The organism is Acinetobacter sp. (genome assembly GCF_039596015.1).
Lineage (GTDB): Bacteria > Pseudomonadota > Gammaproteobacteria > Pseudomonadales > Moraxellaceae > Acinetobacter.
This window is the reverse complement of the sequence record NZ_JBCNKN010000007.1, coordinates 35799-47594: the sequence shown is the minus strand read 5'-3', so window position 1 is coordinate 47594 and position 11796 is coordinate 35799. Positions and strand designations below refer to the sequence as shown.

Genomic DNA, 11796 nt, shown 5'->3' with positions numbered 1-11796 from the left:
AAAAACGTGTCAGAAGCGTCAAAATTCGGCAAGGTAGCAGTGTTGTTCGGTGGCCGTTCAGCAGAGCGTGAAGTTTCTCTAGATAGTGGTCATGCAGTCCTTGACGCATTATTGCGTTCAGGGGTAAATGCTGAAGGCTTTGATCCACAAACGCGTAGCGTGACAGAGTTAGTAGGCTTTGATCGCGCCTTTATTGTGCTTCATGGACGTGGTGGTGAAGATGGGCAAATTCAGGGTGTGCTAGAGTGGTTGAATATCCCCTATACAGGTACGGGTGTTCAAGGCTCTGCGATTGGTATGGATAAAGTCAAAACCAAGCAAATTTGGCAAGGCAGTGACTTACCAACAGCGCCATATCGAATTTTGAACAAAGACACCAATCTGGATGAAGTAATTGATCAGCTTGGATTACCTGTGATTATCAAGCCAGTCCACGAAGGCTCAAGTATTGGCATGAGCAAAGTTGAGCATAAAGAAGACTTTGCCGCAGCGATTGCCAAAGCAACGCAGCATGATGCTGTGGTGATGGCAGAAAAATGGATTACAGGTCGTGAATTTACCATTGTGGTCTTAAATGGTCAGGCACTTCCAGTGATTCGTCTTGCGCCTCCTAAAGACGTTGCGTTTTATGACTATGAAGCAAAATATCAACGTAATGATGTCGAATACGGTATTCCTTGTGGTTTAACTGAAGAAGAAGAGAAACAGTTACAACAACTGACGCTACGTGCATTTCAGGCTGTTGGTGCAAAAGGCTGGGGACGTATTGATGCCATGCAGGATGAACAAGGCAACTTCTGGTTACTTGAAGTCAATACTGTACCAGGTATGACGAGTCATTCTCTGGTACCGAAAGCAGCCCAAGCAATAGGTTATGATTTTGACGCGCTCTGTGTCGCTATTCTTGAACAAACATTAACGGAAACGGCTCGCTAATTTATGGCGCAACTACCTGCTTCAATGCGTCGCAAACGTGCGGCTGTCACTTCGATTCATGAAAAACCTCCTACACGTTCAGAAAAAGTGCTGAATGTGGGAGGCTGGTTATTGTTAATAATTGCAACAATTGTATTCATTGCCGGTATTTATGGGTTATATAAAGTCATCACGGATGCACGTGTAGCAGACCTTGAGGTGGTTGGAACAGATACACCTGTTGAAACACAGCAAGTTATGGCTGAGGTGAAACCTGTTATTCAAAGTAATTATTTTACTTCTGATTTAGAGCAAATCCGAGATCAGGCTTTGAAGGTTTCATGGGTAGAGCGTGTGGTTGTTTCACGGGCATGGCCAAATGCAATACGGGTACGTGTTATTCCTCGTCATGCCATTGCACGTTGGGGAACAGGGCGTTTACTGAGTGATAATGGTGAAGTATTTAGTGAAGCAGTTATGCAATCACATACTGATTTGCCACTATTGCACGGACCGATTAGTCAGGCACAACTGATGATGCGCCGATATAACGAAATTAATCAGTTATTTCAGCCATTTAATCTGCATTTAAAAGAATTGTATCTGACAGAACGCATGACATGGTTTATGCAGTTCGACGCAGGGTTGCGTGTGATTGTTGATCAGGATCAAACCATGAGTAAGCTTCAGCACTTAAGTAGCTTGGCTGCTCGTGATTTACAACCTGTTTGGTCACAAATCGTGACCATTGATCTACGTTACCGTAATGGGTTGGCAATTCAGTGGAAAGGTGCTGCGCCTGTATCACATGGTCAATTTGTTGTAACTAATAATGAGCCAAGCATTGCAGGGAAAGCCCCGAAAACGCCATAATATATGGCTTTATGAAAACAGGCGTTAAGCCATAATTAAATTAGATGATGAATGGTAATTGATAATGAGTGAAGCTGTTCCCTCAGTTGTAGCAATAGACATCGGGACACATAAAGTTTCAGTCTTGATTGGTAAAGTGCATGCTCCTGATAATATTCAGGTTGTTGGTATGGCGACCGCCCGAAATCGGGGGATGAACAAAGGAAAAATTGTTAATCTGGATAAAGTCATTTCAGCCATTAAAAATGCCGTTTCAGAAGCAGAAAATATGGCGGAATGTCGTGTTCATTCGGCATGGGTGTCTATTCCAAGTACAGATTTAAAAAGTTTCTATGCTGCCGGAAGAACACCGATTGCAAATACTGAGCAGATGATTACGACCAATGAGGTTGTGCGCGCATTAGAACTTGCAAAAGCGAGTCATATCACGCCAGATCATTATCTGATTAGTGCTGTCCCACTCGGATTTGAACTGGACAATACTCAGCAATGGGTAACAAATCCGATCAATATGGCTGCACATAGCATGACAGGGCATTATCAATTGATGATGTTACCGATCAGCACCATGCAAAATCTGGATCGTGCCATGAAAGGCGCCAATATTGGCGTTGAACGGATGGTGGTTTCATGTCTGGCAACCGCAGAAGCAAGCCTGTTGCAGGACGAAAAAGATTATGGTGTGTGCTTGGTTGATATCGGTGCGGGAACAACCAATGTTGCGGTCTATTTAGATGGTCGTCTGGCACTGTCTAAAACCTATACGGTTGGTGGTGAGCATGTAACGCGAGATATTGCGGCAGTCTTGCAAACCACAACCGATGAAGCGGAACGTATTAAAATTTTACATGGTTGTGTCGACTTACATGTGGTTAAACCAGATCACATGATTAATGTACAAGGTATTGAAGGCCCACAAACCATTAGTCGAATTGAACTCAGTGAAATTATTATTGCGCGTTATGAAGAAATTTTCAGAACGATTCTGCATGATTTAGAGCAAACAGGCGCAATTCATGGCTTATATCACGGTGTGGTTTTAACGGGTGATGTTTGTCAAATTGAAGGAATGGTCAGTTTCGTCCGTCGTATACTGGGCGTTTCGGCACATCTTGGAAATCCTCCTTTACAAGTGACAGCAGATGATGCACATTTAGCAGCATTAAGACGTTCACAATATGCAACAGCAGCAGGTTTGTTGATGTATAGTCAGGGAGAGACACCAGATGCAATTGAAGTTGCAGAGGTGCATCGAGACAGAAATGTAATGTCACGATTGAAAAACGGTTGGAATTCCTTGAACAATAAACTGAAATCAATTTTCTAGGTTTGTTTAAGTTATGAATATTGTTGGGATGTTGTAAGCAGAAAGCTCTATACTTGACAAAGATAGCTGATGCACAGCATCCTAAAAATTGTACTTTTTTTATATTGGCGTTGTAGGCAGTATACGGGCTCAAGTGACTGCCAATAAGCATTAGGAACACTAAAGGTCATGGCCTCATTTGAATTTTTAGACGAAGAACAAACCGATGGTAACGGCCAAGCCCGTTTCACTGTATTTGGTGTGGGTGGTGGTGGCGGTAATGCCGTACAGCACATGGTTCAATCAGACATTAAAGGTGTAAAATTTGTTTGTGCAAACACAGACAAACAAGCACTTGATCGCATGAATGCGCCTTTTAAAATTCAGCTTGGCGAACAAAGCACACGTGGTTTGGGTGCTGGTGCGAATCCTGAAGTGGGACAAATTGCGGCAGAAGAAAGCCGTGAGCAAATCCGTCAGCACCTAGAAGGTGCAGATATGGTGTTTGTAACAGCTGGTATGGGCGGTGGTACAGGAACTGGTGCAGCACCAGTTGTTGCAGAAGTTGCCAAAGAAATGGGGTTATTAACCGTTGGGGTTGTAACGACACCATTTAACTTTGAAGGCCGTCGCCGTCAAAAATCTGCTGAAAAAGGCATTGAAGCATTAGAACAATTTGTTGATTCATTGATCATCATTCCAAATGAGCGCTTGCTCAATGTGTATGGTGATATCTCTATGCAAGATGCTTACCGTAAAGCAGATGATGTTCTATTAAATGCGGTACGTAGTATTTTTGATTTGGTTGTACGTCCAGGGCACATTAACCTTGACTTTGCCGATTTGAAAACTGCAATGAGTACACGTGGCTATGCCATGATGGGTGAGGGTAAAAGCTCTGGCCCAGAACGTGCAGAAGAAGCAGCACGTTTAGCGATTCGTAGTCCATTGCTTGATAATGTAAATATCATGAATGCCAAAGGGGTATTGATTAATATCACTGGTGGTAATGATGTGACATTACGTGAAACACAAATTATTACTGATGTTGTTAATCAGATTGTCGATCTGGATGAAGGTGAAGTCTTCTTTGGTACGGTATTTGACCCAGACGCACGTGATGAAATTCGAGTCACTGTAATAGCGACTGGTCTAACACGTAACTCAAATAATCATGATGCGCGTCGAAAAGCTGCTGCGGTACAAGCGACAATCGCTGCCTCTCAAGGCGCTCAGGTCAGTGCCGAGGATGATGATGTTCCTGCGATTCAGCGTCAAAATCAACCAGAAGCGATGGCTGTGCCGAATGCTTCAACGACCACAAGTTCAGGTCGTCCAAGTCCAATGAGTATTCAAGATTATCTGAAAAAACAACAAAGTAAGTAAATATTGAAAAAACCAATGGGCATTATTGGAAAAGGCAGGGGGAATTAACCTGCCTTTTTTGTTTTTTATCAATGATTAAATGTGCTAATCTTTAGCGGTTTGAAAAGGTAGAAGACAGTCCAGATGTTGAAGCAACGTACTCTAAAGCGTGTTGTTAAAGCCAGCGGTATTGGCTTGCACAGCGGGCAAAAAGTCATGATTAACTTTGTGCCCCATACGGTTGATTCAGGGATTGTTTTCCGTCGTATTGATTTAAATCCGCCTGTAGATTTGCCAGCGGATGCAATGTTGATTCAAGAAGCATTCATGTGTTCAAATTTAGTACAAAAAGATGTAAAAGTCGGTACAATTGAACACGTGATGAGTGCAATTGCGGCATTGGGAATTGATAACCTGATTGTTGAAGTATCGGCATCGGAAGTCCCGATTATGGACGGTAGTGCGGGGCCATTTATTTATTTATTGATGCAGGGCGGTTTGGTTGAACAAGACGCACCTAAAAAATTTATTAAAATTCTAAAACCAGTAGAAGCTCAAATTGCCGATAAACGCGCGGCTTTTTCACCACATAATGGTTTCCAGTTAAACTTTACTATCGACTTTGATCATCCTGCTTTTGCCAAAGAATATCAGTCAGCAACCATCGATTTTTCTACAGAAATTTTTGTATATGAAGTCAGTGACGCGCGTACTTTTGGTTTTATGAAAGACCTCGATTATTTAAAGGCTAATAATCTGGCTTTGGGTGCGAGTCTTGAAAATGCCATCGGTGTGGATGACACGGGTGTGGTCAATGAAGAAGGGCTGCGCTATGACGATGAATTTGTACGTCATAAAATTTTAGATGCAGTTGGGGATTTGTATTTATTGGGGCATCAGGTGATTGCCAAGTTTGATGCATATAAATCTGGACATGCGCTAAATAATCAATTGCTTCATCAAGTTAAGGATGACCCAAGTAGTTATGAAATTGTAACATTTGATGACATCACTCAATGTCCAATTCCGTACGTTAGTGTTCGCTAATGCCTTTAAATTTAAGATAACTTTTAAAATTGCTCTAGGTAATATGTGACTGATATCACGTTGTTATGCTATAACATATGAGATTAAAAATAGTACTGTTACTTTATAACGCTTGCCAAACGGAGCATAGCTTGGCTAAGCTTAGGGTCGTTTATAAACTCAGCTGCATTTTGTAACATTTGTTGCGTTTCAACAGGTAATGTTGGGGATTCTTGAACAATTGCAACGGGACGTTTTTCGACACGAAGACGTACCTGAATCTTTTGTAGATCCTTAAACTCTGGAAGTAACATGAGCTGAGCAACATAGTGTTGTTGTAAATAACCGAGCTGACTAATCATGGCCTGATTTTCGCCCGTTACAATAAGAACACCATGTTGATAACAAGCCACCTGCCAGTTTTCTGGTTGCGGTAAAACAGGCTGTACTCTTTGGGTTAATTTTTGCCAATAGGCAACTTGTTGCACAAGCTGATTTAAATGCCCTGTTTTAACGTGCTTTTGTTTAGATTGAAAAATGTTGGTTGGCTGAAACATAACTTATTCCTATCTTGCTTATTTTATCTTAGGGATGAAATTTCATTGATACAAGAGTAAAGATCGGTTTAAATTTTTAGATGCATTTTTAGAGGTTTTTCATGCGACGTATTTTATTGGCGTTATCGATGTTGGTTGCCACGCCCGTGGTTTTTGCGGATTTAATTGATACAACACCTTCTAGTTCTACAGACCAACTTGAAAAGTTGACCCGTACAATTTCTCAAGGGTCGTATAATAATGAAACAGTAGAAGAAAACGATGTTCCTACCACTCAAATGAGCGTTAAATTACGTCAAAAAACATCTAAATCAGCTGAATTTAATAATTCCTCCATTAGAAAGTATGCCGCCTCAAACTTTTCTTCATCTGTTGGCGGTGGCGTTATGTCATGGATGAAAGCTAATCCATTGCCAGATGTGGTTCGTGTGAGCTCTCAATATGGAACTCGTGTATTTGGCGGAAAATCAGAATATCATCCTGGTGTAGATCTGGCAGCGCCAAATGGTACGCCAATTTATGCAGCAGGATCAGGTGTGGTGACACGTTCAGGCTGGGTGAATGGCTATGGACAAATGATCGAAGTTAACCACGGTAATGGTTATATCACGCGCTATGCACATGCCTCTCGTCTGTTGGTAAATGTAGGGGATCGTGTAACGCCGGGTGAAGAAATTGCAAAAGTGGGATGTACAGGTCGTTGTACTGGTGCACATTTGCATTTTGAAGTTGTGCAAGATGGTCAGCGTAAGAATCCAAGCACATATCTTGCAATGTTGCCATAATCTAAAAGTGAAACAGATATTTAGTTAAAAAACCTCTTCAAATTAAATATCTTTATAAAAATCGCCTTATATGGCGATTTTTTTATTTTATGCGTATAAAAAGTAAGCATTATTTCCTGTGGAAATGTAGATATGTAGTTATATTTAAAAGTAGCCATAACTTCTTACCCCTAAAACATGGTAAAAATAGCAGGTTGTTTATAAAGATTAAGGAAAGGTGGAACATGGCGTATTATGGTGATTCTGACGCACAAGAAACCCTAGAATGGGAAGATGCTTTTGATTCAGTTCTACAACATATGGGAACAGAACGTGCGGCATTTTTATTAGAAAAACTTTATCAACGCGCCATTGCAAAACATGTGCCTATTCAGCGTCTAAATACGCCATATCTCAACACCATCTCTGTACAAGAAGAGCCAGCGATGCCTGGTGATCAAGATATGGAACGACGTATTCGTGCGCTCATTCGCTGGAATGCTTTGGCGATGGTATTACGTGCGAATAAAACAGGTGATGACTTAGGTGGTCACTTGGCAAGTTTTGCATCAAGTGCAACATTGTATGATGTCGGCTTTAACCATTTCTTCCGTGGCGCAAATGATCACTTCGGTGGTGATATGCTGTATATCCAAGGGCATTGTGCACCGGGTATTTATGCACGTTCATTTTTAGAAGGCCGTTTAACTGAAGATCAGTTAAGTAATTTCCGTAGAGAAGTGGGCGGAAATGGTTTACCAAGTTATCCGCATCCATATTTGATGCCTGATTATTGGCAGTTCCCAACAGTTTCAATGGGACTTGGGCCAATCATGTCGATTTATCAAGCGCACATTCAAAAATATTTAATGAATCGTGGTTTGATTAAAGAAGAAGACCGTAAAGTCTGGGCATTCCTTGGCGATGGTGAGATGGATGAGCCAGAAAGCTTAGGGGCAATTTCACTTGCGGGTCGTGAAAAACTCGACAACCTTGTTTGGGTGGTGAACTGTAACTTACAACGTCTAGATGGTCCTGTACGTGGTAACGGTAAAATTATTCAAGAATTAGAATCAATTTTCCGTGGTGCAGGCTGGCGTGTTATTAAAGTGGTATGGGGTCGTCATTGGGATCCACTACTTGCAAAAGACACATCAGGCGCATTAAAAGCACGTATGGAAGAAGCGGTTGATGGTGATTACCAACGCTATCAAGTAAAAGGTGGTGGTTATACCCGTGAGCATTTCTTTGGTCAATATCCTGAATCTGAAGAATTGGTTAAAGGTTTGAGCGATGAAGATATTGAAGCGCTGAACCGTGGTGGTCATGACCCGTACAAAGTTTATGCAGCGTATGCAGCCGCAACACAAAGCAATGGTCAACCAACCGTAATCTTGGCGAAAACAGTTAAAGGTTATGGCTTATCTGATGAAATTGAAGCGGTCAACAAAACGCATCAAATCAAAAAGATGCACGTTGAATCGTTAAAATATTTCCGTAACCGTTTCAACTTGCCATTTACTGATGAGCAGCTTGAAGAATTACCACTCTATCGTCCAAGCGAAAACTCTCCAGAAATGAAATACTTGAAGGGTCGTCGTGAGTCTTTAGGTGGTTATTTACCTGCACGTCGTAAAGACAGTGTGGCATTGGAAATTCCAGACCTTTCGGTATTTGATGGCGTATTAAAAGGCAGTGGCGGTAAAGAACAGTCAACCACAATGGTGTCTGTACGCTTGATCTCTGCACTTTTAAAAGAAAAAGCAATCAAAGACCGTGTTGTACCAATCGTGCCAGATGAAGCACGTACATTTGGTTTAGAAGGGATGTTCCGTCAGTTGGGGATCTATGCTGCGCATGGTCAAAAATATACCCCAGAAGACCAAGAACAGCTGATGAACTATCGTGAAGCTAAAGATGGTCACATGTTACAAGAAGGGATCAACGAAGCAGGTGCGATGAGTGCATGGGCTGCGTTGGCAACCAGTTATTCAACCAATAACTTGCCAATGATTCCAATGTACATGTACTACTCAATGTTTGGTTTCCAACGTATTGGTGATATTGCTTGGGCAGCAGGTGACTCACAAGCACAAGGTTTCTTGTTCGGTGCAACAGCAGGTCGTACAACCTTAAATGGTGAAGGTCTGCAGCATCAGGATGGTCACTCACATATCTTGGCAGGCACAATTCCGAACTGTGTGTCGTATGACCCATGTTTCGGCTATGAATTGGCTGTGATCATGCATGACGGTTTACAACGTATGTATGTTAACCAAGAGCGTGTGTTCTATTACTTAACCGTAATGAATGAAAACTATGAACAACCTGCAATGCCACAAGGTGTTGAAGAAGGCATTAAACGCGGTATGTATCTTCTAGATGAAGATGAAAAAGCTACTGTTCAGTTGTTGGGTTCAGGTGTGATTCTGCGTGAAGTGATCAAAGCGGCAAAAATCTTGCGTGATGAATACCAAATTCATTCAAATGTTTGGTCTGTCACCAGCTTCAACGAGCTTGCTCGTGATGGTATGGCATGTGAAGAATATAACCGCTTACATCCATTGGCTGAACAAACCAAAGAAGCGTGGGTATCTCAACAGCTTCGCGGTACAGACGGTATCGTGGTTTCTGCAACAGATCATATGCGTGCGTATAGCGAACAGATTCGTGGTTACTTACCTGACAACCGTCCGTTTGTTGCATTAGGTACAGATGGTTTTGGTCGTTCAGATACACGTGCAAACTTACGTAGCTACTTCGGTGTAGACGCAGCGCATATTGTTGTGGCAACGCTTAAAAAGCTTGCTGATGAAGGCGAAGTGGATGCACGTTTGGTGAAAGATGCAATTTCAACATTTGAAATTGATACTGACCGCCCTGTTGCATGGGCACCACAAGCGCATTCTGAAGTTCATGCTGTTGCAGCCTACCAAGAAACTGACTCAGGTGAGGAGAAGTAATCATGCAAATCAAAACACCTGATATTGGCGTTGATAAAGCAACTGTAGCCGAAATTTTGGTGAAAGTTGGCGATAGCATTGCTGAGAACGACAGTCTTGTTTTACTTGAGTCAGACAAAGCCTCTGTAGAAGTGCCAAGCACTTCAGCAGGTGTGGTTAAAAGTATTTTGGTAAAAGAAGGCGATAGCGTTGCTGAAGGTACAGTATTGATTGAACTTGAAGCTCAAGGCGCTGTAGCACCAGTAGAAACGGTTGCACAAGCTCCTGTTGCTGCTCAAGAAGCTCCTGCTGAAAAAGCAGAAGTGGCTGCACCTGTTGCTCAAGCTGCTGCACCTGCAACGGTTCAAGTAGTTGAAGTAAAAGTACCAGACATTGGCGTAGAAAAAGCACTCGTGGCTGAAATTTTGGTAAAAGTAGGCGATAGGATTGCTGAAAATGACAGTCTTGTGTTACTTGAGTCTGACAAAGCTTCTGTAGAAGTGCCAAGCACAGTGACGGGAACCGTTGAAAGCCTTGCAGTAAAAGAAGGCGATAGTGTCAAAGAAGGCGTTGTTTTAATTACTGTGAAAACAGCAGGCTCTTCTGCACCTGTAGCGGCAGCGCAAACAGTCGCTACAACTGCTCAACCTCAAAGCCCAGCACCAGTTGCAGCGCCAGCGGTACAGCCTGCGGGTGATGTTGAAATCACAATTCCTGATTTGGGGGTAGATAAAGCCCTTGTTTCAGAAATTTTGGTGAAAGTTGGTGACAAGGTTGATGTTGATCAAAGCCTCGTTGTTGTTGAATCAGACAAAGCCACTGTAGAAGTCCCAAGTACAGTTACAGGTGTGGTTAAAGCCATTCATTTACAAGCAGGTCAGCAAGTTTCACAAGGCGTTGCATTGGCAACTATTGCTGCGGAAGGGCAAGCTGCTCCTGCTGTCGCACAAGTTGCAACAACTGCACCAGCAGCAAAAGCAGAACCTGCAAAAGCTGTTGCGTCTGTTGAGGCAGCACCAGCACCTGTTGCAGATGTTCAAGGTGCAGATAAACTCACCAAAGAACAGCAAGCAGCAAATGCCAAAGTTTATGCAGGCCCAGCCGTGCGTAAATTGGCACGTGAGCTTGGTGTGATGTTGGCACAAGTGAATACCTCTGGTGAGCATGGACGTGTGATGAAAGAAGACGTCTACGCTTATGTGAAACAACGTCTCACAACACCTGTAGAAGCACCAAAAGCTGTTGCTGCACCAGTTGCATCGGGCTTACCGCCATTGCCTGATTTTAGTGCATTTGGTGGTGTGGAAACCAAGACATTGACTCGCTTGCAGCAAGTGTCTATTCCACAGTTGTCATTGAATAATTTTATTCCACAAGTGACCCAGTTTGACCTTGCAGATATTACTGAACTTGAAGCATGGCGTAATGATCTTAAAGGCAACTTTAAGAAAGAAGGCGTGAGCTTGACCATTATGGCATTCATCATTAAAGCAGTTGCGCACTTACTAAAAGAAGAGCGCGAATTTGCAGGACATTTGTCTGATGATGGTAAAACAGTCTTGTTGCGTAACGAAATCCATATGGGGATTGCAGTTGCAACACCAGATGGTTTAACTGTTCCAGTACTACGTAACCCAGATCAAAAAACCATTAAGCAAATTGCGGTTGAGTTGGGTGTCTTGGGTCAAAAAGCACGTGACAAGAAACTTTCTCCAAAAGACTTGCAAGGTGCAAACTTCACCATTTCAAGTCTTGGTGCAATCGGTGGTACAGCATTCACGCCATTGGTGAATTGGCCACAAGTTGCGATTTTGGGTATTTCACCTGCAACAATGCAACCTGTATGGAACGGTAAAGACTTCGATCCACGCTTAATGTTGCCATTGTCTTTATCTTATGATCATCGTGTGATTAATGGTGCAGATGCAGCGCGCTTTACCAATAAGTTGACTAAACTGTTAAAAGATATTCGTAGCTTGTTATTGTAATTTTTACATTTCAAACGCTTGAAAACCTCGCTACGGCGGGGTTTTTTAATGCAAAAAATA

Annotated in this window: 9 protein-coding genes; 8 read left to right on the top strand and 1 reads right to left on the bottom strand. The window is 42.4% G+C overall.

What is annotated here, in order from left to right; genetic code table 11:
- The first annotated feature begins 6 nt into the window (after positions 1-6).
- The 5 genes from ABDV70_RS08865 to lpxC all read left to right on the top strand — a co-directional run bounded on the left by ABDV70_RS08865 (position 7) and on the right by lpxC (position 5506).
- Positions 7-936 carry a D-alanine--D-alanine ligase gene (locus ABDV70_RS08865; RefSeq protein ID WP_343597132.1) on the top strand — a complete coding sequence of 310 codons (930 nt, stop codon included), beginning with the start codon at positions 7-9 and terminating at the stop codon, positions 934-936.
- Between the two features lie 3 nt (positions 937-939).
- Positions 940-1788 (top strand): cell division protein FtsQ/DivIB, encoded by an 849-nt coding sequence (locus ABDV70_RS08860; RefSeq protein WP_343597130.1) that lies wholly within the window; start codon positions 940-942, stop codon positions 1786-1788.
- Between the two features lie 64 nt (positions 1789-1852).
- Positions 1853-3115, top strand: a complete 1263-nt coding sequence (ftsA, locus tag ABDV70_RS08855; RefSeq protein WP_343597128.1) for a cell division protein FtsA — start codon at positions 1853-1855, stop codon at positions 3113-3115.
- A gap of 168 nt (positions 3116-3283) precedes the next feature.
- Positions 3284-4480 carry a cell division protein FtsZ gene (gene ftsZ, locus ABDV70_RS08850; protein ID WP_343597126.1) on the top strand — a complete coding sequence of 399 codons (1197 nt, stop codon included), beginning with the start codon at positions 3284-3286 and terminating at the stop codon, positions 4478-4480.
- Positions 4481-4603: 123 nt separating this feature from the next.
- Complete coding sequence (gene lpxC, locus ABDV70_RS08845; RefSeq protein WP_343597125.1) at positions 4604-5506, top strand: UDP-3-O-acyl-N-acetylglucosamine deacetylase; 903 nt, start codon at positions 4604-4606, stop codon at positions 5504-5506.
- Positions 5507-5604: 98 nt separating this feature from the next.
- Here the strand turns inward: lpxC and ABDV70_RS08840 are convergent, their stop codons facing one another.
- Entirely contained in the window at positions 5605-6042 is a 438-nt protein-coding gene (locus tag ABDV70_RS08840) for a DUF721 domain-containing protein (RefSeq protein ID WP_343597123.1), read from the bottom strand.
- Positions 6043-6143: 101 nt separating this feature from the next.
- Here ABDV70_RS08840 and ABDV70_RS08835 point away from each other — a divergent pair, with 101 nt between their 5' ends.
- The 3 genes from ABDV70_RS08835 (at position 6144) to ABDV70_RS08825 (ending at position 11736) form a co-directional block, all read left to right on the top strand.
- On the top strand, positions 6144-6827 hold the full coding sequence (locus ABDV70_RS08835; protein ID WP_343597121.1) for a M23 family metallopeptidase: 684 nt from the start codon (positions 6144-6146) through the stop codon (positions 6825-6827).
- A gap of 224 nt (positions 6828-7051) precedes the next feature.
- The gene (aceE, locus tag ABDV70_RS08830; protein ID WP_343597118.1) at positions 7052-9769 is read left to right on the top strand and encodes a pyruvate dehydrogenase (acetyl-transferring), homodimeric type; all 2718 of its coding nucleotides are present in this window, start codon (positions 7052-7054) and stop codon (positions 9767-9769) included.
- Positions 9770-9771: 2 nt separating this feature from the next.
- Positions 9772-11736 carry a 2-oxo acid dehydrogenase subunit E2 gene (locus tag ABDV70_RS08825; protein ID WP_343597117.1) on the top strand — a complete coding sequence of 655 codons (1965 nt, stop codon included), beginning with the start codon at positions 9772-9774 and terminating at the stop codon, positions 11734-11736.
- Positions 11737-11796 lie beyond the last annotated feature (60 nt).